This is a genomic window from Pantoea sp. X-Soil-MYKO-1785, assembly GCF_059730675.1.
In genome coordinates this window covers 464994-489759 of sequence record NZ_AP036000.1, presented here as the reverse complement: position 1 = coordinate 489759, position 24766 = coordinate 464994, and the positions used below count along the sequence as shown (strand labels likewise).

Genomic DNA, 24766 nt, shown 5'->3' with positions numbered 1-24766 from the left:
GATGGCCCGATTTCGCCCTCTTTTGCGACGACGCTGGCATTCTGCTGGCTTGATGTGGCGGCCCTTTTCCGTAACACTGATGCGATGTGTAAACGTTTTCCCCGGAAGCAGGTAAACGCATGGCTACCATAAAGGATGTTGCCCGACTGGCTGGCGTTTCTGTCGCCACAGTCTCCCGTGTAATCAATAATTCTCCCAAGGCCAGCGACAGCTCGCGCCAGGCCGTCGGCCAGGCGATGGAGCAACTTCAGTATCACCCAAACGCCAATGCGCGCGCGCTGGCGCAGCAGTCGACCGAAACCCTCGGGCTGATTGTCGGTGATGTGTCGGACCCGTTTTTTGGCGCGATGGTCAAAGCGGTCGATGAAGTCGCAGGAAAAACCGGCAACTTTTTGCTGATTGGTAACGGTTACCACAATGAGCAAAAAGAGCGGCAGGCGATTGAACAACTGATGCGCCACCGTTGCGCAGCGCTGGTGGTGCACGCCAAGAAAATTCCGGATGCAGAACTGGAACAGTTAATGAAACAGGTGCCGGGTATGGTGCTGCTTAACCGGCTGATCAAAGGCTTCGAGCAGCGCTGTATTGCGCTCGACGATCGCTACGGCGCCTGGCTGGCGACCCGCCATCTGATCCAGCTGGGTCACCAGAATATCGCCTTTATCTGCTCGACCCACACCATTTCCGATGCCGAAGATCGCCTGCAGGGTTACTACGATGCCCTGAAAGAGCATGGCCTGCCGTGCAGCGATCGGCTGGTGACCTGGGGTGAACCGGATGAGGTGGGCGGCGAAACGGCGATGACCGAACTGCTGGGACGCGGCAAAAATTTCACCGCGGTTGCCTGCTACAACGACTCGATGGCCGCCGGCGCACTGGCGGTGCTGAGCGATAACGGCGTCCGGGTGCCAGAAGAGATGTCACTGATTGGTTTCGACGATGTGCTGGTATCACGCTACGTGCGCCCGCGTCTCACCACCGTACGCTATCCCATCGTCACCATGGCGCAGCAGGCCGCCGAACTGGCGCTGGCGCTGGCCAATGACCAGCCACTGCCGGAAGTGACCCACATGTTCAGCCCGACGCTGGTGCGCCGTCATTCGGTCAGCGGTCCGGCATCATAATAGTGCGCGGCCGCTTCAGGCCGCGCCCGACTACTTAAAGGCGCGCAGCAGCGTTTCCAGCGGCCTGACCAGCGCAATCACCGTCTCATCCTGCACTTCCGCCGCCGCGTCCAGCGTGGCGTGCATCTGTGCCACTTCACTGGCCCCAAAGGCCTGGTTACGGGCCCAGGCGTTCACCAGCGAAATCCCCATCCGGCTCAACGCGTCCACCTGTTGCGCACTGGCTGCCAGCGGCTTCAGCAGGTAGTTAGCATTCAGCAGCGGCATCACCTGCGCGGTATTCGCCTGCCAGCGCTGGAGCTGATGTTGAATCGCCGCCGCCGCCGTCGGATCGGTGCGGTTGGCGATCAGCGCGGCGACCTGATGCTCCAGCTGGCGCGCCGCCTCACTCTCGGCGGGCAGCACATCCGCCAGCCGGTTTAACGGCTCATGGTAATCATAATGGCCGGCCTGAAACTTCAGGTGCTGTCGGGTGTAGTACTGCGCCGGTTCCAGCACCTCGGCGAGCACCTGCAGCGGCGCGATATCGCTGCGGTTGGCCAGCCGCATCATCTGACGTTCCGCCTGGGCGTGTTGCTGAGTGCCGACAGAGACGCTGCTCCAGCGATCCATCGCCGCCAGCCGCTGATACATCTCATCGCTATCGGTAACGTCCTGAGCGGACCACAAACGCTCGGCGACCACAAAGGCGCGCGGCCACAGTTTGGTATCAATAATCTGGCTGTTGATATTCTCGGCCCACAGCGCCGCCTCCCCGCCCAGCAGATTTTGCTGCATCTGCTGCGGTGTCGGCAGCGTGGGCGCAATCCCGGCCGGTGCCTGCGCCAGCTTTTTGCCGCTGACCGGATAACGCACGTTCCCCACCCGCACATAGCCGCTGAGCGCCTGCGTCTGCGGCTGCAGCGTCACCACCGGCTGCAACGGCCCCATCCAGCTGTCGACCTGAAAACGCACCTGCTGCGTCGATAGCCAGTCGATCTGGCTGACCATTCGCCGCGCTTTGCCGGCAAAGTCGATAAAGCCACGCCAGCCCTGCTGCCCCTCAATCAGGGTAAAACTGCCCTGCACCGGACTGCCTTTCAGACGCGGCAGGGTAAATGCCCAGCTTTGCGCCTGTTCACCCGGCTGCAGCTTATCCTGGCCGTTAAGTCCCTGCGGATAGATTTCGTTGCGGTAGTGATAGCTGGCGGGCTGCGGCTGATCGAGATAGAAGCCGGTAGAAAGGATGCCGCGCATGTTCTCTTTGGCGACCTCGCTCAGCGCATCCTGGCCCTGCCACGACTGGATCAGAATGCTGCGCGGCAGATCGGGATGGGCGATCTCATCCCAGCCGATCATCTGACGCTGGTGCTTCTCAAGGATCTTCTCAACCCGCTGATTGAACCAGGCCTGCACTGCGTGAGCATCTTTCAGCCCGCGATCGCGCATAAATTGCTGGATCTGCGGAGACTGGTTCCACTGAGTCGGATCGACCTCATCGCCGCCAATGTGCAGCCACGGATCGGGAAAGATCGCAGCCATTTCGCCAACCAGCGTGTCGATCACCTGATAGACCTGCTCATTGCTGGGATCCAGCAGCGGTTTAAACACTCCCCAGCCGCGCTCCATCTGATAGGGACCCGGCGCGCTGATCAGCTCCGGCATCGCCACCGCCAGCGCCGAGGCGTGGCCCGGCAGATCCAGCTCCGGCACCACCCGCACACCGCGATCGGCGGCATACTGCACCAGTTCACGCATCTGTTGCTGGCTGTAATAGCGGCCATCACTGGCTTTCTGCTGAAGCTGAGGATAGTGGCTGGAAGCAAAACGCCAGCCCTGATCGTCGGTCAGATGCCAGTGAAAGACGTTCATCCGGGCGGCGGCGATGCCATCAATTTGCCGCCGGAGGGTTTCAATTGGCATAAAGTGACGAGCGCTGTCGATCAGTATTCCGCGCCAGGGGAATCGCGGCTGGTCATCAATGGTCACATAAGGCAGCGTGGTGCCCCGATCGCCGTTCTGAATCAGCTGCAGCAGAGTTTCCATGCCGCGCATCGCGCCGAACCGGCTGGGGGCACGGAGCAGCACCCCGCTGCCATCAATTTGCAGGTGATAACGTTCATCACTGTCGGGCAGCGGCAGCGGATCGACTGTTTTCTCAATCACGATACGGATGGTCGGCTGCGCCACCGGCTGACGGGCGGGCAACAGCGGCCAGCCGGTCTGATTAGCGATGCGTTCCAGCCAGCGCGCCTCGGCCCCCGCCAGATGATCGCCGCTAATCTGCAGTGTCAGCTGCGGCGTCAGGCTCAGCGTGCCGCCGCTGGCTGGCTGCTCAACCCGCTGCGGCCAGGGCATTAAGGGGAGCTTTTCAGCCAGCGCCGGAGAGACCAGCGCCACACTCATAACGCAACTTATCGCACTGTAACCAGCAATCAGAGAACGGCGTAACCACATTGGCGGGCATCCTTGTAGAGTCAATGACTTATCACGGGCAAACCCTGATTAAAGTTGTTTCGCGCGCTTAAGCAAGTTAATACATTAAGAAATTTGAACTGACGACGGAATAGTTAACATCCGGCGCTTTTTTCTGCCCGCTTCGCCGTTCCTTGTTTCAGGTCAAAATTCGGTGGAATAATTCGCAACAATCACTACATGTAGGTATTAGAATCCTGCAAACACCCATATGTAGTCTCTGGAGGGAGAATGGCGACGGTAGTGATTAAGCGTGATGGATGCCGGACAGGCTTTGATGCACAACGTATTCAGCAAGCCGTGGCCGCTGCCGCGCGTGCGGCAAATGTGGACGATGCGGCCTGGTGCGCGCAGGTGGCGCAGCGCGTCAGTACGCTGCTGGCAGAGCGTCAGGAAGTCGACATCCGCGAGATCCAGTGTGCGGTCGAAGAGACACTGATGGCCGGTCCCTATCCGCAGCTGGCCCGGACCTATATCGAATATCGCCACGATCGTGACGTCGCGCGCGATCGCCAGAGCCAGTTACATCACGCCATTCGCGGGCTGGTCGATCAGACCAACGCCGCCCTGCTGAACGAAAATGCCAATAAAGACAGCAAAGTGATCCCGACCCAGCGCGATCTGCTGGCCGGGATCGTGGCGAAGCACTATGCCCAACAGCAGATCCTGCCGCGTGATGTGGTGCTGGCCCACGAGCGCGGCGAGATCCACTATCACGATCTCGACTATTCGCCCTTCTTCCCGATGTTTAACTGCATGCTGATCGATCTGAAAGGGATGCTGACCAACGGCTTTAAAATGGGCAATGCCGAGATTGAGCCGCCTAAATCGATCGCCACTGCGACCGCCGTTACCGCCCAGATCATCGCCCAGGTCGCCAGCCATATCTACGGCGGCACCACCATCAACCGGATTGATGAGGTGCTCGCCCCGTTTGTTGAGCTGAGCTATCGCCGCCATCACGCCATCGCTGTGGAGTGGCAGATCGCTGAAGCGGAGCAATACGCGCAGCAGCGCACCGAAAAAGAGTGTTACGACGCCTTCCAGTCGCTGGAGTACGAGGTCAATACCCTGCATACCGCCAACGGTCAGACGCCGTTTGTCACCTTTGGCTTCGGGCTGGGCACTGACTGGGCGGCCCGGCTGATCCAGCAGTCGATTCTGCGTAACCGGCTGGCCGGTCTGGGCAAGAACCGCAAAACCGCGGTGTTCCCAAAACTGGTGTTCAGCATTCGTGAAGGGGTCAACCGGCGCGCAGGCGACATTAATTACGACATCAAGCAGCTGGCACTGGAGTGCGCCAGTAAGCGCATGTATCCCGATATTCTCAATTACGATCAGGTGGTGAAGGTCACCGGTTCCTTTAAGACGCCGATGGGCTGCCGCAGCTTCCTCGGGGTGTATGAAGAGAACGGCGAGCAGATCCATGAAGGCCGCAATAATATCGGGGTGATCAGCCTTAATCTGCCACGTATTGCGCTGGAGGCGGCGGGTGATGAAGCGCGCTTCTGGTCACTGCTGGATCAACGTCTGCTGCTGGCGAAGCGGGCATTAATGACCCGCGTGGCGCGCCTGGAGAAAACCAAAGCGCGGGTGGCGCCAATCCTCTATATGGAAGGGGCCTGTGGCGTTCGCCTGAACGCCGATGATGAGATCGGACCGATTTTCCGCAACGGCCGCGCCTCACTGTCGCTGGGTTATATCGGCCTGCATGAAACCCTGAACGCACTAAGCGGTGGCAAGCAGCATCCGTATGATGATGCGGCCCTGCGCGCTAAAGGGGTGGAGATTATCGCCCATCTGCGCGCCGCGACCGACCGCTGGAAAGACGAGACCGGCTACGGCTTCAGTCTCTACAGCACCCCGAGTGAAAATCTGTGCGATCGCTTCTGCCGGCTTGATGCGGCGGAGTTTGGCGTGGTGCCCGGCGTCACCGATAAAGGCTACTACACCAACAGCTTCCATCTCGACGTTGAGAAGAAGGTGAATCCGTACGACAAAATTGACTTTGAAGCGCCCTATCCACCGCTGGCGAATGGCGGTTTCATCTGTTACGGCGAATACCCCAACATTCAGCACAACCTGAAGGCGCTGGAAGATGTCTGGGATTACAGCTATGACCGCGTGCCCTATTACGGCACTAACACCCCGATTGACGAGTGCTACGACTGCGGGTTCAACGGCGAGTTTACCTGCACCAGCCGCGGCTTTACCTGTCCGCAGTGCGGCAATCACGATCCGGCCCGCGTCTCGGTTACGCGGCGGGTCTGTGGCTATCTCGGCAGCCCGGATGCGCGACCGTTCAACGCCGGTAAACAGCAGGAAGTGCAGCGTCGGGTGAAACATCTCGAGGGCCCGCTGGGATGATGCGTATCCATCGCTATTACGATGTGGATATCGTGAACGGGCCGGGCACGCGCTGTACCCTGTTTGTCGCCGGCTGCGAACATCAGTGTCGCGGCTGCTACAACCAGAGTACCTGGCGGCTCGATTCGGGCGTTCCCTTTACCCTGGCGATGGAAGAGCAACTGCTGGCAGATTTGCAGGATACCCGCATCCCGCGTCAGGGACTGTCACTGAGCGGCGGCGATCCGCTGCATCCGCATAACGTGCCGCACATTCGCCGGCTGGTGAAACGGGTGCGGCAGACGTGCCCCGATAAAGATATCTGGCTGTGGACCGGTTACCAGATGCAGGAGCTGAATGGTGCCCAGCGCGAGGTGCTGGACTATCTCGACGTGCTGATTGATGGCCGCTTTGTCGAGGCGGAAAAAGATCTGCGGCTGCTGTGGCGCGGCAGCCGCAATCAGCGTATCTGGCAGCTACGCTGAGTGACGCGGAATATCTCCCGACTCAATGATGGTTACGCTGTCGCCACCCGGCGTAAAGGCCTGCTGATGCAGGCAGCGCGCCACGTCACGTGCGGTGACCGATCGCCAGTTGCCCGGCAGCAGGCCAAACAGCGGTGCCATCAGACTCTCTCCAGGGCGCGTCTGCGCCCGATCGCCCAGCAGTAACGAGGGCCGCACCAGCGTCAGGCGCGGCCAACCCTGATGCCGTAGCGCATTTTCCATCTCACCTTTGACCCGATTATAAAAAAACGGCGAGTGACGGCTGGCACCGTGTGCACTGATCGCCAGCATCTGCTTCGCCCCTAAACGCAGTCCGCTCAGGCCGCTGTCGACCACCAGCGTGTAATCGACGTGGATAAAGGCCTGCTTGCTGCCTGCCTGCTTGCGGGTAGTGCCCAGACAGCAGAACACCGTATCCAGCGAAGTTTGCAATGGCCCAAGCACGTCGGTGAGATCCGCTTCAACCGGATTAACCACCTTGCGCATTGCGGGTAAGGCCCGCCGGGTCGGCGCAATAATTTCATCGACCCGCGGGTCCTCAATCAGCAAGCGCAGCAGATGCGATCCGACTAATCCGGTGGCCCCAGTCAGTAATACGCGATTCATTTCAGATTCGTCCTTATTTCACTGCTCACAGGTTAAAAGATAGCTGATCTACGCGGTCTGGCTTGCGTTCTGACATGGAGCGTCCAGGCTTAACAGGTTAATCACGAAAGCGCATCCCGCGCTTCACCGTTTAAGGAGGAAAAGATGAGTAAGAAAGTTGCGGTTTTGATTACTGATGAATTTGAAGACTCAGAATTTACCTCACCGGCCGAAAGTTACAAAGGCGCTGGCTATGAGGTGATCACCATCGAGAAGCAAGCGGGTAACGTAGTCAAAGGGAAACAAGGCGAAGCGGAAGTGACTATCGATCGCAGTATTGATGACGTCAGCCCGGCCGAGTTTGATGCGTTGCTGCTGCCCGGCGGTCATTCACCGGATGCCCTGCGCGGCGACGATCGCTTTGTCGCATTTACCAAAGAATTTGTCGCCAGCGGCAAACCTATCTTTGCGATTTGCCATGGTCCACAGCTGCTGATCAGCGCCAATGGCGTGCGTGGCCGCAAGATGACCAGCGTTAAGGCGATTGCCATTGATCTGGTGAACGCGGGTGCTGACTTCCACGATAAAGAAGTGGTGGTTGACGACGATAAGCTGGTGACCAGCCGGACGCCTGACGATCTGCCGGCGTTTAATCGCGAATCCCTGCGGATCCTCGAAGCGATTTAACCCGCTGCGCCCCTTTCCTGCCGGAGAGGGGCCGCTAATCCTGCCTTACCTCTTGCCGTACCCAGGCAATTTTCTTGCCGAAGCCCAGCGCATTGTCGGTCATCTTCACTTCATCCAGTTGAATCTCCCACAGCGGCGCAGAGACTTTACGCGCTACCGGGAACCGCTTCTGGTAGGCGTTGCGTGCCACGCGCTCTGCCTCGTCGTTCAGCCGCACGATGTGGCCGCGATACTGCACCCCTTTGATCAGCAGCACGCTTCTGGGCTGGCCGTTGACCGTGCCCGCCACCTGCGGATTTTTCATCACCAGCAGTCCGTGACGGGTATCCGGCTCCGTCATGATCCAGAACGCCATGCGTGCTTCGTCGAAGACGTAATAACAGTTGGCGCACCACAGCTCATCATCGGCGGTACAGCAAAGGGAAAGGACGTGCTGTTTTCTGAGGTAGCGAACAAGATGGGCATGGTCGGACAAGGTGATCTCCTGACGGCGCACCGGATAGCGACAGGCGGCGAAGCGCGCTACACTGCCCGGCACTGTTTTTATGGAATCCATTACGATGAGTCAGCGCTGGCAACTCTATATCGTCCGTACGGCGAAAGGGAGCCTCTACACCGGCATCACCACCGACGTTCCGCGCCGGGTGGATCAGCATCAGCGTGGACGCGGTGCCCGGGCGCTGCGCGGCAAAGGCCCGCTGGATCTGGTTTTTCACTGTGAAGCGGGCGATCGCGCCAGCGCCTCCAGACTGGAGTATCAGGTGAAGCAACTGACCCGCCAGCAGAAATTGCTGTTGGTGGCGAGCCAGCCGGTCAGTCTGGAAAGCTGGCTGGAGACGCCGGTTAAGGCTGACGGTTAAAGGGTTCAGCGTATTCAATGCGGCCTTCGGCACCGTCGAAGGCGTTATCCGCCAGACGGTAGACCTGGAAAGCGGCTTCGCTGCCGGGCCAGCGGCAGTGCAGGCCATAACGGGCGGCAGGCTCAAAGCCAAAGCGGTTAAACAGCGCCGGATCGCCCAGCACCACTACCGCGCTATAGCCGAACTCATTCAGCGTATCCAGCCCTTCATAAATCAGCTGTTTCGCAATGCCCTGACCGCGCAGGCTTTCGTCCACCGCCAGCGGGGCCAGTCCGACCCAGTTGCGATCGTCGCCCTGTACGCTAACCGGACTGAATGCAGCATAGCCCAGCACCTGTCCTTCCTCGTCGGTCGCCACCACGCCCAGCGTCAGCAGGCCATCTTCACGTAACGCCTGGGTCAGTTCAGCTTCGGCTGAGGTGCTGAAACAGCGCCTCAGCAAACTGTCGATGCCTGCGGCATCAACGCCAATCTCGGTACGTATTAACATGCAACACCCGCGCGCGCCTGTGTGGCCTTCGCGTCCTGTTTCATTCCGGCTTCAACAAAATTCGCCATCTGCTGAATTGCCGTGCGTAATGCGGTGGGCATGGCGTCGAGTTCAATAGCATCCATTACGTTCTTCACCTCCAGTCCCAGCTCGGTGTCGCCTTCAATCGCCAGACGGCGCTGAAAGAACAGCATGTCGGGATCTGCTTTACGTGCTGCCACCAGCAACAAGTCATTGGCATTGCCCCGAAACCAGACATCCGCTTCGGCGTGCTGCAATACCGCCAGTCGGCCATCCTGCATCGTGGTTATCCATTGCAGACTGACATCCGCAATGTCGATCCCGAGCAGGCGTCCTTCGAGAAAGTCTAACTCACCTTCGGCCAAAGCATGGCGAAATTGCCAGTTTAGGAGTTGTTGCAAAAGCAACTTTTTAACCGGGAATGGGGTAAGCGATGCGGGTAAGCCTAAGATTTCTGGCGCCTTTTTCACAATATGGGCATGTAACCGCTCTAACACTTTCTTCACTCCCTTCAGAAAATTTTACGTATATTGCCACATCCTTTTCTGCGCGCCTCCTCTGAGATCAATAAAAACCACTGACGGCCGATTAAAAAAACATCATCGGCGATGATCAATTGGAATTTCACTGCCCCAAATCAACATTTGCCTGCCAGCAGATGCCTAGACTCGTTGCCCATCTGCATGTCGAGAGGATTACCGATGGAACTGCTCTGCCCGGCAGGAAATTTACCCGCAGTACGCACCGCCGTAGAGAACGGTGCCGATGCCGTGTATGTGGGACTGAAAGATGACACCAATGCGCGCCACTTTGCGGGCCTGAACTTCACCGATAAAAAGCTGGCTGAGGCCGCGCGCTATCTGCATCAGCATCAGCGTAAACTGCATGTGGCGATCAATACCTTTGCTCATCCGGATGGCATGGGACGCTGGCAGCGGGCGATTGACGTGGCGGCACAAAACGGTGCAGATGCGCTGATTCTGGCGGATATTGCCACACTGGAATATGCCGCATCCCGCTATCCGCAGGTTGAACGCCATCTGTCGGTGCAGGCCTCCGCCACCAATCTTGAGGCGGTTCGTTTTTACCATCGACACTTCAACTTACACCGCGTGGTGCTGCCGCGCGTGCTGTCAATTCATCAGGTAAAACAGCTCGCCCGCTCAACTCCGGTGCCGCTGGAAGTGTTCGCTTTCGGCAGCCTGTGCATTATGGCCGAAGGACGCTGCTACCTCTCTTCGTGGCTGACCGGTGAATCCCCTAACAGCGCCGGTGCCTGTTCGCCCGCGAAATTCGTGCGCTGGCAGCAGACGCCGCAGGGCATGGAGTCACGTCTGAATGAGGTGCTGATCGATCGCTATGCACCTGACGAAAGCGCGGGCTACCCCACCTTATGCAAAGGTCGCTATCAGGTTAACGATCAGCGCTATCACGTGCTGGAAGAGCCCACCAGCCTCAATACGCTGGAGCTGCTGCCGGAGCTGCTGCGTGCCGGCATCGCCTCGGTGAAAATTGAAGGCCGCCAGCGCAGCCCGGCCTACGTGGCTGACGTGGCGCGCGTCTGGCGTCAGGCAATCGATCGCTGTAAAGCACAGCCGGAACATTTCGGCGTGACGCCAGAGTGGATGAAGACGCTGGGCGATCTGTCAGAAGGAACGCAGACCACGCTGGGTGCCTATCACCGCGAATGGCAATAAGGAGTCATGATGCAATATGCCCTCGGACCGGTGCTCTGGTACTGGCCAACTGAAACACTGGAAAACTTTTATCAGCAGGCGGCCCGCAGCAGCGCGGATATCATCTATCTCGGTGAAGCGGTGTGCAGCAAACGACGCGCCACCAGTTATGCCGACTGGATGACGCTGGCGCGCGAACTGGCCGCCAGTGGCAAACAGGTTGTGCTTAGCACCCTGGCGCTGCTGCAATCGCCGTCGGAACTGAAAGAGCTGAAGCGCTACGTTGAAAATGGCGAGTTTCTGATCGAAGCCAATGATATCGGCACGGTGAACATGGCCGCCGAGCGCCAGCTGCCGTTTGTTGCCGGGCCGACGCTGAATGTTTATAACGCCGAGACGCTGCAGCTGCTGGTGAAAGAAGGCATGACACGCTGGTGCATGCCGGTTGAGATGTCGCGCGACTGGCTGCTGCAGTTGCTGCAACAGTGCGAAGAACGGGGTATCCGGCAGCAGTTTCAGGTCGAAGTGCTGGGCTACGGCCATCTGCCGCTGGCGTTATCGGCGCGCTGCTTTACCGCGCGTTCAGAGAATCGCGCCAAAGACGCCTGTGAAACCTGCTGCATCAAGTATCCGGAAGGGCGTCGCGTGCTGTCGCAGGAAGGTCAGCAGGTGTTCGTGCTCAACGGCATTCAGACCATGAGCGGCTACTGCTATAACCTCGGCAACGATTTGCCGGGCATGCATCGCTGGGTCGACTGCGTACGGTTCTCGCCGCAGGATAGCGGAACCCTGGCGGAGATCGATCGCTTCCGCGCCAATGAAAACGGTCAGGCACCGCTGATGGTGGCGAAAGGCAACGATTGTAATGGCTACTGGCGCAAACTGGCGGGCATGACGCTGGCATCCTGAGTAAAAGCACATACCGGCTATATTCCTGCTGAGGTTAGCAGTTTTAATATAAGGAATGATGCGTAATACTAAATGGTGCAGAATCTGACGTCTGCGCCATCTAACGGGAGTAGCCATGTCTGAGAAAAAACCTCTTCGTCTGTCCGTGCTGGATCTGGCGCCGATCCCCCAGGGCGCGACCGCACGTGAGGCGTTCCACACTTCGCTGGCGCTGGCGCGTCAGGCTGAAAAGCTGGGCTACCAGCGCTACTGGCTGGCTGAACATCACAATATGACCGGCATTGCCAGTGCCGCGACCTCGGTGCTGATTGGTTATCTGGCGGCGAATACCGACACGCTGCAGCTCGGCTCCGGCGGCATTATGCTGCCTAACCATGCGCCACTGGTGATTGCCGAGCAGTTTGGCACCCTGGCCTCGCTGTATCCCGGCCGTATCGATTTAGGCCTGGGCCGCGCGCCCGGTTCCGATCAGCGTACGATGATGGCGCTGCGTCGCCATCTCTCCAGCATGCACGCCGATACCTTCCCGGATGATGTGGCCGAACTGATCGGCTGGTTCGATGCCGAACCGGGCGAACAGCCGGCGGTACAACCGGTGCCCGGTCTGGGGCTGAAAATCCCGGTCTGGCTGCTTGGTTCCAGCCTTTACAGCGCCCAGCTGTCAGCCAAATTGGGTCTGCCGTTCGCCTTTGCTTCGCATTTCGCGCCCGACCAGCTGTTCCAGGCGCTGCACGTCTACCGTGAAAACTTCCAGCCGTCGGCGCGTCTCGAAAAACCTTACGCCATGGTCTGTATCAACGTGGTGGCTGCCGACAGCGAACGTGATGCGCGCTTCCTGTTTACCTCGCAGCAACAGCAGTTTATTAACCTGCGCCGCGGTAAGCCGGGCCCGTTACCCGCACCGGTTGAGAACATGGATAATCTCTGGTCACCGTCAGAACAGTATGGCGTGCAGCAGGCCTTGAGCATGTCGCTGGTCGGCGATAGCGACAAAGTGCGTCACGGTCTGGCTTCGCTGATGCGCGAAACTCAGGCTGACGAGATCATGGTCAACGGCCAGATTTTCGATACTGAGGCGCGTCTGCGTTCATTCGCTATTGCGATGGAAGCGGCCCGCAGTCTGTAATTCTGCCGGCGGTGGAGGCAAGCCATCGGCACCCACCGCCAGTTGCCGACTGTCACGCGCCGGCGATCGACCATAAAAGCGGCTGTACTCCCGGCTGAACTGCGAAGCGCTCTGATACCCTACCCGATAGCCCGCCGTCCCTGCATCCAGCTTTTCCACCCGCATCAGGCGTCTCGCCTCATTCAGCCTCAGCTGCTTCTGGTATTGCATCGGCGTCATCGCCGTCACCGCTTTGAAGTGATGATGCAGCGATGAGACGCTCATCCCGACGTTGCTGGCGAGCTGATCAATTTTCAGCGGTCGGTGGAAGTTTTCCCGTAGCCAGCGCGCCGCCTGTGCCACCCGGTTGCCGGGGCGCTCTGCCAGCGCCATATTCAGAATGCGCGGTCCTTCCGGCCCGGTCAGCAGTCGATAGAAGATCTCCTGTTCAATCAACGGCGCCAGCGCGGCGATATCCTGCGGATGATCGAGCAAGCGCACCAGCCGTATCACCGCATCGACCAGCAGCGGTGACATCTTATGCACCGTAATGCCCCGCTCGCTGCGTGCCTGCGACAGCGGCAGCACCGGCGGAAACTGCTCGAGGTAACGCATCAGCCGGGTTTCATTGATGGTGATGCCGATACCCAGATTGGGCTTTTCCGGCGTGGCTACGGTGACGCAGCCGCGGACCGGCATATCCAGCGTTACCAGCAGCAGATCGCCCGGCCCGTAATGCAGGATCTCATCGCCGATATGCAGCGCTTTACCGCCCTGCGCCACCAGCGCAAAACTGGCCCATTGGGCAATGTGCACCGGCTCACTGGGGGCTGAACTACGGCCAAAAAACAGGCAGTCAATGGCGCTGGTGTGCCGGCCATCACTCGGCGCGTGACGATCGATCAGCTGCGCCAGCGTTTGCCACTCAGGGGCTTCTGTCATCACTCCTCCCGTCCCGTTCCACTCCGGATTCAGATGCGGCAGATCTTAACGTAAGTTAATCCCGGCGCCTGCCTTGCGCGCTCATCTTTGCAGGATCGTGCAAAAAGCTTGCAGGATTGCGCTACCCACATCCGGCACCAGCGCGCATAGTCTACCGACGCAATCATTACGACAGAGAACAATATTATGAAAGCTCTGGAAAACAAAATAGCGCTGGTGACGGGCGCGTCAAAAGGCATTGGCGCGGCGATCGCCATCGCTTTTGCCACCGCTGGCGCGCGCGTGGTGGTCAACTATCGCCAGGACGAGCCGGGTGCGGCCGATGTGGTGAGCGATATCCTGTCGCTGGGCAGCGAGGCGGTGGCGGTACAGGCGGATATCTCACAACCGCGCGAGGTTGAGCGGCTTTTTGCCACCACCGTGGCGGAGTTCGGGGCACCGGATATCGTGGTCAATAATGCCGGCAGTTTCCATCACGGTGACTTTGCAGCCCTGACGCTGGAGGTAATGCGCCAGCAGATCGACGTTAATCTGCTCGGCACCATGCTGGTGTGTCAGCAGGCGATTCACCACTTTCCGCCGCACGGTGGCAGCATCATTAACCTTAGCGCCCTCAACAGCAAAAACAGTACTCCTGGCTCGGTGCTGTGGGCCGCCACCAAAGGGGCGATTGATACCCTGACCCAGGGTCTGGCACGGGAGCTGGGGGCAAAAAATATTCGGGTCAACGCATTAGCGCCGGGGATGATCCTGACCGAGGGTTTGCTGGCAGCCAAGAAGATCAGCCCGCAGCTCAAGGCGCAACTGCTGGCGGCTACACCGCTGGGACGGTTTGGCCTGCCGGAAGATGTCGCCCAGGTGGCGCTGTTTCTCGCCTCTGAGGAGTCAGCCTACGTCAGCGGCGAGCGCGTGATGATCAGCGGCGGCGCCTGACAGGCATAAAAAAAGGGAAACCCGAGGGCTTCCCTTTTTATCACGACTTAACGTCTGTTATACGTCACGACGACGTGGTGCTGCGGCAGCGCCATCTTCACGACGTGGACCACGACCGCCTTCACGGTTGAAGCTGCGTCCGCCTTCACGACCACCTTCACGGCGTTCAGAAGAGAAGCGACGACCACCTTCACGGTTTGCGCCCGCGCCTGCACCAGCAGGACCACGACGCTCACCACCGGCTGGACGACGATCGCCACGGCCTTCGTTCGGCTGTGCATCACCCAGCAGCTGCATATTCATCGGCTTGTTCAGAATACGCGTACGGGTGAAGTGCTGCAGCACATCGCCTGGCATGCCTTTCGGCAGCTCGATGGTTGAGTGAGTGCCGAACAGCTTGATGTTACCGATGTAACGGCTGCTGATGTCGCCTTCGTTAGCAATCGCACCAACGATGTGACGAACTTCAACACCATCATCGCGACCCACTTCAATGCGATACAGCTGCATTTCGCCAACGTCACGACGTTCACGACGTGGACGGTCGCCATCACGGCTTTCACGTGGACCTCGTGAGTCACGCGCTTCGCGGCTGTCACGACGGCCATCACGCTCGTCACGATCGCGGTATTCGCGACGTGCCGGACGCGGTGCTTCTGGTGGCAGAATCAGAGGACGTTCGCCCTGTGCCATCTTCAGCAGTGCCGCTGCCAGCGTTTCCAGATCCATCTCTTCTTCTGGCTGCATTTTAGCCAGCAGCGCACGGTACTGATCCAGGTCGCTGCTTTCCAGCTGCTGCTGGACTTTAGCCGCAAATTTAGCCAGACGACGCTGACCCAGCAGTTCTGCGTTTGGCAGCTCTACTTCAGGAATAGTCAGCTTCATTGTGCGTTCGATGTTGCGCAGCAGACGACGCTCGCGGTTCTCAACGAACAGCAGGGCGCGACCCGCACGGCCCGCACGACCGGTACGGCCGATACGGTGAACGTAAGATTCTGCGTCCATCGGAATGTCGTAGTTAACTACCAGGCTGATACGCTCAACGTCAAGGCCACGGGCCGCAACGTCGGTCGCGATCAGGATGTCAAGACGACCATCTTTCAGGCGCTCCAGCGTCTGCTCACGCAGTGCCTGGTTCATGTCACCGTTCAGCGCGGCGCTGTTGTAGCCACTACGCTCCAGTGCTTCCGCCACTTCCATGGTTGCGTTTTTGGTACGCACGAAGATGATGGCAGCATCAAAGTCTTCCGCTTCAAGGAAGCGAACCAGCGCGTCTGTTTTACGACCGTAAGCGGTCCAGTAGCTCTGGCTGATATCAGGACGCGTGGTCAGGCTTGACTGAATGCGCACTTCCTGTGGGTCTTTCATGAAACGCTTAGTGATGCGGCGAATCGCTTCCGGCATGGTTGCCGAGAACAGCGCGGTCTGATGATCGGCTGGGATCTGCGCCATGATGGTTTCAACGTCTTCGATGAAGCCCATGCGCAGCATTTCATCCGCTTCGTCCAGCACCAGGCCGCGCAGGTTAGACAGATCTAACGTGCCGCGTTTCAGGTGGTCAAGCAGACGACCAGGCGTACCTACCACAACCTGAGGTCCCTGACGCAGGGCGCGCAGCTGCACGTCATAACGCTGGCCGCCGTACAGGGCAACCACGTTCAGGCCACGCATATGTTTAGAGAATTCGGTAACTGCTTCAGCAACCTGTACCGCCAGTTCGCGGGTCGGTGCCAGCACCAGGATTTGTGGCGCTTTAACAGTAGGATCAATGTTGTGTAACAGCGGCAGAGAGAACGCCGCGGTTTTACCACTCCCGGTCTGCGCCATGCCTAACACGTCACGGCCCGCCAGCAGGTGAGGAATACACTCAGCCTGGATTGGGGATGGCTTAACGTAGCCCATGCCATTCAGTGATTCAAGGATGTCGGCGTTCAGGCCAAGGTCAGCAAAAGTGGTTTGAATATCAGTCATGTAGTACACGTGCCTCTTAGATTGCGGCGGCCAGTCTACATAACTCGTCGTGAAAACTTTCAGTCATTTTCATCAAAAAGTGTGAACCGGCTCAAATTAGAAGTTTTGACGAACAGAAAAGCCCTCATCCCTGAAGATGATGACTTGACAGGTTTTACAGGCAATTAAAGTTCGTCAGCTATTGCTGGTCAGATTCTGATAAATCGTCTTGTGCCTGGCCGAGTTGCGCCAGTTCCAACAATGCGTATCGGTGTTCAACAAAGTTATTGACGTTGTTGGCCACCGCCAGTTTGAACAACGCTTTCGCGTCGTCCTTCTCCCCCAGACTTAGGTAGTACTTACCTAAATAGAAGTTGGTTTCACTGAGATGTTCAGCGAGCGAGGTGTTATCCGTTGCGTCCGCCTGGAGACTTTCCATCAACGATTTTTCGCTGATGTCACCCAGGTAGAACTCGACAATATTCCATCCCCATTGGTCTCTGACCGCTTTGTCGTGACGCTGTTGAAGCGCGACTTTTGCCTTGTCGACATCCATCTCACGTTCAACGAGATAGAGCCACAGACTGCGGAAAGGATCGTTAGGATCGTCTTGATAAAACGCCAGCAGATCATCTTGCGCTAACTTGTATCGACCGCCGTAATAGAGGGCGATACCACGGTTTAAATGCGCATAGTTGTAAGTTGGATCAAGCTCAAGTACAGAATCAAACGCTTCATAGGCGGCATCAAAGTTGCCCGCCTGCGTTAAATATATGCCTAAGTAGTTAAACACTTCTGGCATATCTGGTCTTATAGACAGCGCTTGCGAAAAATCGTTCCGCGCTAATGCCCGCAGACCTAAACTATCATACAACACTCCGCGCTCATATAACAGCTGTGCGCGTTCATCATCGGTGAGGGCGCGACTGGCAAGAATTTGTTCCATGCGCGCCAGAATCACTTCCTGCTGCAGTGTGGGCTGTAAAGGTACTGCAAGAACTTCGTTCTTACGCCAATTGGAGTTGCTGCATCCTGCCAGCGTCAAAGCTGTCGCAACAAAACACCAGCGCAGAAAAGGCTTCATTTCCCACTCCCGAATACAAACATTGGGATAACCATCCTGTCATCCGCCTGCTGTGCACAAGGATTCCCGCCCTCGCGATGACACAAACGCCCCTCCCTGCCAGGCAAGGAGGGGCAAATCAGCAACGACTTATTCAGCGTCAGGTGTGCTCACCGCTGCAGCTTCTTCAGTCTGCGGCTTAGATTCTGTCGCTTCTTTGATGCTCAGACGGACGCGGCCCTGGCGATCAACTTCCATCACCTTAACCGGAACTTCCTGACCCATCTGCAGATAGTCGGTTACTTTCTCAACGCGCTTATCGGCGATTTGAGAAATGTGTACCAGACCTTCTTTACCACCGCCGATAGCGACGAAGGCGCCGAAGTCAACGATGCGGGTCACTTTACCACTGTAAATGCGGCCCACTTCGATCTCTGCGGTGATCTCTTCAATACGACGAATCGCTTCTTTCGCTTTCAGACCATCGGTCGCAGCAATTTTCACAGTGCCATCGTCTTCGATTTCAATCGTGGTGCCCGTCTCTTCGGTCAGTGCACGAATCACTGAGCCGCCTTTACCGATCACATCTTTGATCTTATCGGAGCTGATTTTGATGGTGTAAATGCGTGGTGCGAATTCAGAAATCTCAGTACGCGGAGTGCTGATAGCCTGTTCCATGACGCCCAGAATGTGCAGACGCGCACCCTTGGCCTGGTTCAGCGCTTCCTGCATGATTTCACGCGTGATGCCTTCGATTTTGATGTCCATCTGCAGCGCGGTGATACCTTCACGGCTACCGGCTACTTTGAAGTCCATGTCGCCCAGGTGATCTTCGTCGCCCAGGATGTCAGACAGAACCACAAACTTCTCGTTTTCTTTCACCAGACCCATCGCGATACCGGCAACAGCAGCCTTGATCGGTACGCCTGCATCCATCAGCGCCAGTGAGGCACCACAGACAGAAGCCATTGATGAAGAACCGTTGGATTCGGTGATTTCCGACACCACACGAACGGTGTACGGGAATTCTTCCGCTTTTGGCATCACGGCTAACACGCCGCGCTTCGCCAGACGACCGTGACCAATTTCACGACGCTTAGGCGAACCAACCATACCGGTTTCACCGACAGAGTACGGAGGGAAGTTATAGTGGAACAGGAAGCTGTCGGTACGTTCGCCCATCAGCTCATCCAGATTCTGCGCATCGCGGGTGGTGCCCAGCGTGGCGGTTACCAGCGCCTGCGTTTCACCACGGGTGAACAGCGAAGAACCGTGAGTACGTGGCAGTACGCCAGTACGCACATCCAGCCCACGAATCATGTCTTTCTCACGACCGTCGATGCGCGGTTCACCGTTCAGGATGCGGGTACGAACCACATTCTTTTCAAGGCTGTGCACGATATCGCCAATTTCAGCGCTATCCAGCGTTTCATCTTCAGCCAGCAAGGCTGCGATGGTTTCGTCTTTGATCACGCCAACCTGGGTGTAACGCTCCTGCTTATCAGTGATGCGGTAAGCATCGCTGATGCGCGCTTCAGCCAGCGCAGCCACGCGAGAAATCAGCGCGGTATTTGCGGCTTCTGGCTGCCAGTCCCAGCGAGGTTTGCCCGCTTCAGCGACCAGCGCGTTGATGTTTTCGATAACAACCTGCTGCTGATCGTGGCCAAATACCACCGCACCCAGCATCTGCTCTTCTGACAGGATCTCAGCTTCAGATTCCACCATCAGAACGGCATTCTGCGTACCGGCAACCACCAGATCCAGACGAGACTGTTTCAGCTCATCGGCGGTTGGGTTCAGCACGTATTGATCGTTAATGTAGCCGACGCGCGCGGAGCCGATTGGGCCGTTGAATGGCAGGCCTGAAAGCGCCAGCGCAGCAGAAGCACCAATCATCGCTACGATGTCCGGGTGAACCTGTGGGTTTACGGAAACCACGGTAGCAATAACCTGAACTTCGTTAACAAAGCCTTCCGGGAACAGCGGGCGAATCGGGCGGTCAATCAGACGCGCAATCAGGGTTTCGCCTTCGCTTGGGCGGCCTTCACGACGGAAGAAGCTGCCTGGGATACGACCAGCAGCGTAGGTACGCTCCTGATAGTTAACGGTCAGCGGGAAAAAGTCCTGACCTGGTTTCGCTTTTTTCTGGCCGACAACGGTAACGAACACTGCGGTATCGTCCATGCTCACCATCACAGCGGCAGTCGCCTGGCGAGCCATCATGCCGGTTTCCAGCGTGACGGTATGTTGACCATATTGGAATTTGCGTACGATCGGATTCAGCAAAATCAAAGTCCTTAACTTCGGGGCACGGCTATCTGTAGCCTGCCATTGATTACCGATCTTTAGTTGCATCCCTCGCGACTAATGACAACCCTTAACCGCCCCTGCGGTAAAGCCTCTCATTAGCCGCGCGAAACTCTGCAAACAAAGATCACACTAAGCAACAATACATGAGTTTGGTCCGGATTGCTGCCGATTGCTCGAAAAAAGGGGCCATAAAGGCCCCCTTTTCGCGAAACTCGCACAAATCCGATCGCAGGTCACGTACGGTGCAAAAACGCTGCATGACGCGCCGACGACCCGATTTTTCAGACTTAGCGACGCAGACCGAGGCTTTCGATCAGGCTGCTGTAGCGTGCAACGTCTTTACGCTTCAGGTAGTCCAGCAGCTTACGACGCTGAGATACCATGCGCAGCAGACCGCGGCGGCTGTGGTGGTCTTTTTTGTGCTCAGAGAAGTGACCCTGCAGATGAGTAATCTGCGCAGTCAACAGGGCAACCTGAACTTCGGTTGAACCGCTGTCGTTAGCACCACGGCCATATTTAGCAACGATCTCTGCTTTAGCTTCTACGCTTAGAGACATAATAAACTCCAGTAAAAAATGAATGTATGGGTGCCGATCTCTAATTCAGCATCCCGCTTTAAAGCCGCGCTATTCTACTCTTCGCCCGATAGCAACGCAATTGCACTATCAGCGAAAAAACGTCACGCCGCTTAATCCTGATACTCAACCACTAAACGCCGGGGCGCCACGCGGCCATCGTCGGCGATTTCCGCCATGCCGATAAATTTACGCGCTTCGCCTTCGGTGACCCGGACCAGTCCCTGCGCCGGCACGTTGCTGGCCTGCACCGGCTGTCCCTGTTTGAAGTACGCCGCGACGGCAGACAACAAATTCACTTCAGGGAAGTCTGCAGCGGGACTGTCCATCGGCAGCAGCAGCGGATCCAGCTGGGTTTCCAGCGGAATACCGGCTTCGGTCGCCTCAGTCAGTAAACTGTTGAGCTGTTCCAGCGTGACCATCCGCTCATACGGGTAGCGTGCAACCTGCACCCGACGCAGCATGATAACGTGCGCACCGCAGCCGAGCTTCTCGCCCAGATCATCAATGATAGTGCGGATATAGGTCCCTTTGGAGCAGTGAATTTCCAGCTCCAGTTCATCCCCTTCCCAGCGAATAAATTGCAATTCGTAGACGGTGATCGGACGCGGCTCGCGCGCAATCTCAATGCCCTGACGCGCATATTCATACAGCGGACGGCCCTGATGCTTTAACGCAGAAAACATTGACGGCACCTGCAGCGTTTCGCCGCGGAAACTGTCCAGTGCCGTATCCAGGTCTGCCTGACTGAAACTCACCGGGCGCGTCTGCACCACGTTGCCATCGGCATCAGAGGTATCAGTGCGCTCGCCAAGGCGAGCAATCACCCGATAACGCTTATCGGAGTCCAGCAGATACTGTGAAAACTTGGTTGCTTCACCCAGGCAAATCGGCAGCATGCCGGTCGCCAGCGGATCAAGCGCGCCGGTATGTCCTGCACGGTTGGCGTTAAAAATACGCTTCACTTTCTGCAGCACATCATTCGACGAAACGCCTTGTGGCTTATCCAGCAACAACACGCCATGGACGTCGCGACCGCGACGACGCGGACGACTCATTACGCCTCCTCGTCTTCACCGGTGGCGTCAGAGCCACGGCGCTCAGCATCGTTTTTCACGACGCTGCTGACGAGGTTAGACATGCGCATCCCTTCGATCAACGAGTTGTCGTAGAAGAAGGTCAGCTCCGGCACGATACGCAGGCGCATCGCTTTGCCGAGCAGAATGCGGATGTAACCTGAAGCTTCTTTCAGCGCTTTCAGGCCATTTTTTACCGCTTCTTCATCTTTATCATTCAGGAAGGTCACGAACACTTTGGCGTAGGCCAGGTCACGTGACACTTCAACACCGGAGACGGTGACCATCATGCCGAGACGCGGATCTTTGATCTCACGCTGCAGGATCATCGCAATCTCTTTTTGCAGCTCTTGTGAAACGCGCTGCGGGCGACCAAATTCTTTCGCCATCATTATTTCTCCCAAATAATTCGGGAGGCCAATGGCCTCCCAAATTGCATCACATCAGCAGTGACTTACGCGATGGTGCGTTTAACTTCAATCACTTCAAAGACTTCAATCATATCGCCGACACGGACGTCATTGTAGTTCTTCACGCCGATACCGCACTCCATGCCGTTACGCACTTCGTTGACGTCATCTTTAAAGCGACGCAGAGATTCCAGCTCGCCTTCGTAAATCACCACGTTGTCACGCAGGACGCGGATTGGATTGTGACGCTTGATGTTGCCTTCGGTCACCATACAACCTGCCACTGCACCGAATTTCGGTGATTTGAACACGTCGCGGACTTCAGCCAGACCAATGATCTGCTGTTTGTATTCCGGAGCCAGCATACCGCTCATCGCCGCTTTCACTTCGTCAATCAGGTTATAGATGACGGAGTAGTAGCGCAGATCCAGGCTTTCTGCATCGATGACGCGACGCGCAGACGCATCGGCACGGACGTTAAAGCCGAGCAGGATGGCGTTAGATGCTGCAGCCAGCGTCGCATCGGTTTCGGTGATCCCGCCCACGCCTGAACCGACAATCTTCACCTTCACTTCGTCGGTGGAGAGTTTCAGCAGGGAGTCGGAGATCGCTTCCACAGAACCCTGAACGTCGGCTTTCAGCACGATGTTCAGTTCAGACACTTCGCCTTCGGTCATGTTAGCAAACATGTTCTCCAGCTTAGATTTCTGCTGGCGAGCCAGTTTAACTTCGCGGAATTTGCCCTGACGATAAAGTGCCACTTCACGCGCTTTCTTCTCGTCACGGACCACGGTCGCTTCATCACCGGCAGCCGGCACGCCAGACAGACCCAGAATCTCAACCGGGATAGACGGACCCGCTTCCATCACTTCGCGACCCAGTTCGTCACGCATTGCACGAACGCGGCCATACTCGAAGCCACACAGCACGATGTCGCCTTTGTTCAGCGTACCTTCACGTACCAGCACGGTCGCAACCGGACCACGACCTTTGTCGAGGAACGATTCGATTACCACGCCGCTCGCCATACCTTCACGGATAGCGGTCAGTTCCAGCACTTCCGCCTGCAGCAGGATAGCGTTAAGCAGATCGTCAATGCCGGTACCCGCTTTCGCAGACACGTTGACGAACATGTTTTCGCCGCCCCACTCTTCCGGAATGATACCGTACTGAGTCAGTTCGTTTTTAACGCGATCCGGATCGGCTTCAGGCTTGTCACACTTGTTCACCGCAACCACAACCGGCACTTTGGCCGCTTTGGCGTGCTGAATAGCTTCGACAGTCTGTGGCATCACGCCATCATCTGCTGCCACTACCAGGATAACGATGTCAGTCGCCTGCGCACCACGTGCACGCATCGCGGTAAACGCGGCGTGGCCTGGGGTGTCGAGGAAGGTGACCATACCGTTATCGGTTTCAACGTGGTATGCACCGATGTGCTGAGTAATGCCGCCCGCTTCGCCAGAGGCGATTTTGGTCGAGCGGATGTAGTCCAGCAGTGAGGTTTTACCGTGGTCGACGTGGCCCATGATGGTCACAACCGGTGCGCGAGATTCCTGCGCTGCATCGGTATCACGATCGTCCATTACCGCTTCTTCCAGCTCGTTTTCACGACGCAGGGTCACTTTGTGGCCCATTTCTTCGGCAACGAGTTGTGCAGTTTCCTGATCGATAACCTGGTTGATAGTCGCCATAGCGCCCATCTTCATCATCGCTTTGATGACCAGAGAACCTTTCACCGCCATTTTGTTAGCCAGTTCGGCTACGGTGATGGTTTCGCCAATCACCACATCGCGGTTAACCGCCTGGGCTGGCTTGTTAAAGCCCTGCTGCAAGGCGCTTGGTTTGCGATGCTTACCGCCTTTACCACCACGAATCTGCGCACGCGCTTCTTCACGGTCAGTTTTGGCTTCAGAATGTTTGTTGCCTTTTTTCGCCGGACGCGCAGCTTTAGCGGTAGTACGCGCACGCGCACGGCCCGCTTCAACCTGACGGTCATTTTCGTCTTCAGCCTGGCGGGCATGGGTCGAAGTGGTGACGTGATAGTCGCCTTTATCCTCTTCTTCCGGTTTTTCCCATTCAGCTGACTTCTCTTCGGCCAGACGGCGGGCTTCTTCTGCTACGAGGCGGGCAGCCTCTTCAAGCTTACGGCGGGCTTCTTCTTCAGCTTTACGCTTCAGTTCGGCAGCTTCAGCTTCGCGACGGGCTTTATCGGACTGCGCAGCCTTGGTCACTTCGTCGGTAGGTTGATTTGTCACTTTCTCATTTTCCGCTGCTGCACGTTTGGCCTTGTCAGCGGCTTCGCGCTTGGCTTTCTCTTCGGCTTCACGTTGCGCTTTCTGTTCAGCTTCGCGACGGGCTTTTTCTTCAGCCTCGCGTTGCGCCTGCTCTTCCGCTTCACGCTGCGCCTCGGCTTCTGCTTCGGCCTGAGCTTGCTCAGACTCTGCATCACCTTTCACGTATGTGCGCTTTTTGCGGACTTCGATTTGCACCGACTTACTTTTACCCCCGGTGCCTGGAATATTCAAGGTGCTGCGCGTTTTACGCTGCAGCGTCAGCTTAGCTGAACCGACCTGACCGTGCTCACGATTCAGGTGAGACAATAAGGTTTCTTTCTCGTGCTGGGTCACTGCGTCATTTTCAGACTTAGGGATCCCCGCATCAGCAAATTGCTGTACCAGGCGATCGACCGGAGTCTGAATTTCTGCGGCCAGCGATTTTACGGTTACATCTGTCATGCTGTT

23 protein-coding genes are annotated in these 24766 nt (G+C 57.3%); 9 read left to right on the top strand and 14 right to left on the bottom strand.

The annotated features are described in order from the left end of the window. Nucleotides 1-119: 119 nt before the first annotated feature. Nucleotides 120-1124, top strand: a complete 1005-nt coding sequence (galR, locus tag AC6I8D_RS02210) for an HTH-type transcriptional regulator GalR (protein ID WP_312055262.1) — start codon at nucleotides 120-122, stop codon at nucleotides 1122-1124. Nucleotides 1125-1154: 30 nt separating this feature from the next. On the opposite strand, the gene AC6I8D_RS02205 is transcribed toward galR, so the two are convergent. Further along, entirely contained in the window at nucleotides 1155-3560 is a 2406-nt protein-coding gene (locus AC6I8D_RS02205) for a beta-N-acetylhexosaminidase (RefSeq protein WP_497819577.1), read from the bottom strand. Nucleotides 3561-3809: 249 nt separating this feature from the next. Here AC6I8D_RS02205 and nrdD point away from each other — a divergent pair, with 249 nt between their 5' ends. Together nrdD and nrdG are read left to right on the top strand one after the other, a co-directional pair. Then, a complete protein-coding gene (gene nrdD / locus AC6I8D_RS02200) occupies nucleotides 3810-5945 on the top strand; it encodes an anaerobic ribonucleoside-triphosphate reductase (RefSeq protein ID WP_312055264.1) in 2136 nt (711 codons plus the stop codon). Further along, on the top strand, nucleotides 5942-6409 hold the full coding sequence (gene nrdG, locus AC6I8D_RS02195; protein WP_312055265.1) for an anaerobic ribonucleoside-triphosphate reductase-activating protein: 468 nt from the start codon (nucleotides 5942-5944) through the stop codon (nucleotides 6407-6409). Before nrdD ends, nrdG begins: the two co-directional genes overlap by 4 nt. Here the strand turns inward: nrdG and AC6I8D_RS02190 are convergent. Further along, nucleotides 6401-7036 (bottom strand): NAD-dependent epimerase/dehydratase family protein, encoded by a 636-nt coding sequence (locus AC6I8D_RS02190; RefSeq protein ID WP_312055266.1) that lies wholly within the window; start codon nucleotides 7034-7036, stop codon nucleotides 6401-6403. The genes nrdG and AC6I8D_RS02190 overlap by 9 nt on opposite strands. Before the next feature lie 144 nt (nucleotides 7037-7180). Between AC6I8D_RS02190 and AC6I8D_RS02185 the strand changes: the two genes are divergently transcribed. Continuing rightward, a complete protein-coding gene (locus AC6I8D_RS02185; RefSeq protein ID WP_312055267.1) occupies nucleotides 7181-7702 on the top strand; it encodes a type 1 glutamine amidotransferase domain-containing protein in 522 nt (173 codons plus the stop codon). A gap of 34 nt (nucleotides 7703-7736) precedes the next feature. Here AC6I8D_RS02185 and AC6I8D_RS02180 read toward each other — a convergent pair whose 3' ends face one another. Continuing rightward, nucleotides 7737-8177, bottom strand: coding sequence for a YhbP family protein (locus tag AC6I8D_RS02180; protein ID WP_312759913.1), 441 nt, complete (start codon nucleotides 8175-8177; stop codon nucleotides 7737-7739). 85 nt (nucleotides 8178-8262) lie between these two features. On the opposite strand from AC6I8D_RS02180, the gene AC6I8D_RS02175 reads away from it, so the two are divergent. Then, complete coding sequence (locus AC6I8D_RS02175; protein WP_312055314.1) at nucleotides 8263-8562, top strand: GIY-YIG nuclease family protein; 300 nt, start codon at nucleotides 8263-8265, stop codon at nucleotides 8560-8562. Here the strand turns inward: AC6I8D_RS02175 and AC6I8D_RS02170 are convergent. After that, nucleotides 8546-9052 carry a GNAT family N-acetyltransferase gene (locus AC6I8D_RS02170; protein ID WP_312055268.1) on the bottom strand — a complete coding sequence of 169 codons (507 nt, stop codon included), beginning with the start codon at nucleotides 9050-9052 and terminating at the stop codon, nucleotides 8546-8548. The genes AC6I8D_RS02175 and AC6I8D_RS02170 overlap by 17 nt on opposite strands. Further along, nucleotides 9046-9570, bottom strand: a complete 525-nt coding sequence (gene ubiT, locus AC6I8D_RS02165; RefSeq protein ID WP_497820639.1) for a ubiquinone anaerobic biosynthesis accessory factor UbiT — start codon at nucleotides 9568-9570, stop codon at nucleotides 9046-9048. Before ubiT ends, AC6I8D_RS02170 begins: the two co-directional genes overlap by 7 nt. A 204-nt stretch (nucleotides 9571-9774) precedes the next feature. Here ubiT and ubiU point away from each other — a divergent pair, with 204 nt between their 5' ends. The 3 genes from ubiU to AC6I8D_RS02150 all read left to right on the top strand — a co-directional run bounded on the left by ubiU (nucleotide 9775) and on the right by AC6I8D_RS02150 (nucleotide 12784). Beyond that, nucleotides 9775-10770 carry a ubiquinone anaerobic biosynthesis protein UbiU gene (gene ubiU / locus AC6I8D_RS02160; protein WP_312055269.1) on the top strand — a complete coding sequence of 332 codons (996 nt, stop codon included), beginning with the start codon at nucleotides 9775-9777 and terminating at the stop codon, nucleotides 10768-10770. A 9-nt stretch (nucleotides 10771-10779) separates the two neighbouring features. Next, nucleotides 10780-11658, top strand: coding sequence for a U32 family peptidase (locus AC6I8D_RS02155; protein WP_312055316.1), 879 nt, complete (start codon nucleotides 10780-10782; stop codon nucleotides 11656-11658). Nucleotides 11659-11773: 115 nt separating this feature from the next. Beyond that, nucleotides 11774-12784 carry a luciferase-like monooxygenase gene (locus AC6I8D_RS02150; protein WP_312055270.1) on the top strand — a complete coding sequence of 337 codons (1011 nt, stop codon included), beginning with the start codon at nucleotides 11774-11776 and terminating at the stop codon, nucleotides 12782-12784. Here the strand turns inward: AC6I8D_RS02150 and AC6I8D_RS02145 are convergent. Beyond that, nucleotides 12746-13705: an AraC family transcriptional regulator gene (locus AC6I8D_RS02145; RefSeq protein ID WP_312759836.1), complete on the bottom strand. Its 960-nt coding sequence runs from the start codon at nucleotides 13703-13705 to the stop codon at nucleotides 12746-12748. The genes AC6I8D_RS02150 and AC6I8D_RS02145 overlap by 39 nt on opposite strands. A 186-nt stretch (nucleotides 13706-13891) precedes the next feature. Between AC6I8D_RS02145 and AC6I8D_RS02140 the strand changes: the two genes are divergently transcribed. Next, nucleotides 13892-14638, top strand: a complete 747-nt coding sequence (locus AC6I8D_RS02140) for an SDR family NAD(P)-dependent oxidoreductase (RefSeq protein ID WP_497819576.1) — start codon at nucleotides 13892-13894, stop codon at nucleotides 14636-14638. A 57-nt stretch (nucleotides 14639-14695) separates the two neighbouring features. Here AC6I8D_RS02140 and AC6I8D_RS02135 read toward each other — a convergent pair whose 3' ends face one another. The 8 genes from AC6I8D_RS02135 to infB form a co-directional block, all read right to left on the bottom strand. Next, complete coding sequence (locus AC6I8D_RS02135) at nucleotides 14696-16609, bottom strand: DEAD/DEAH family ATP-dependent RNA helicase (RefSeq protein WP_497819575.1); 1914 nt, start codon at nucleotides 16607-16609, stop codon at nucleotides 14696-14698. Nucleotides 16610-16625: 16 nt separating this feature from the next. Continuing rightward, nucleotides 16626-16682: a protein YrbN gene (yrbN, locus tag AC6I8D_RS02130; protein ID WP_098053093.1), complete on the bottom strand. Its 57-nt coding sequence runs from the start codon at nucleotides 16680-16682 to the stop codon at nucleotides 16626-16628. A gap of 105 nt (nucleotides 16683-16787) precedes the next feature. After that, on the bottom strand, nucleotides 16788-17672 hold the full coding sequence (nlpI, locus tag AC6I8D_RS02125) for a lipoprotein NlpI (protein ID WP_031375407.1): 885 nt from the start codon (nucleotides 17670-17672) through the stop codon (nucleotides 16788-16790). Between the two features lie 129 nt (nucleotides 17673-17801). Further along, entirely contained in the window at nucleotides 17802-19937 is a 2136-nt protein-coding gene (pnp, locus tag AC6I8D_RS02120) for a polyribonucleotide nucleotidyltransferase (RefSeq protein ID WP_069728795.1), read from the bottom strand. Between the two features lie 311 nt (nucleotides 19938-20248). Next, a complete protein-coding gene (gene rpsO, locus AC6I8D_RS02115) occupies nucleotides 20249-20518 on the bottom strand; it encodes a 30S ribosomal protein S15 (protein ID WP_003851063.1) in 270 nt (89 codons plus the stop codon). A gap of 131 nt (nucleotides 20519-20649) precedes the next feature. Continuing rightward, nucleotides 20650-21594 carry a tRNA pseudouridine(55) synthase TruB gene (truB, locus tag AC6I8D_RS02110; RefSeq protein WP_312759838.1) on the bottom strand — a complete coding sequence of 315 codons (945 nt, stop codon included), beginning with the start codon at nucleotides 21592-21594 and terminating at the stop codon, nucleotides 20650-20652. Next, nucleotides 21594-22001, bottom strand: a complete 408-nt coding sequence (gene rbfA / locus AC6I8D_RS02105) for a 30S ribosome-binding factor RbfA (RefSeq protein WP_497820638.1) — start codon at nucleotides 21999-22001, stop codon at nucleotides 21594-21596. Before rbfA ends, truB begins: the two co-directional genes overlap by 1 nt. A gap of 65 nt (nucleotides 22002-22066) precedes the next feature. Then, nucleotides 22067-24760, bottom strand: coding sequence for a translation initiation factor IF-2 (infB, locus tag AC6I8D_RS02100; protein ID WP_233985456.1), 2694 nt, complete (start codon nucleotides 24758-24760; stop codon nucleotides 22067-22069). Nucleotides 24761-24766 lie beyond the last annotated feature (6 nt).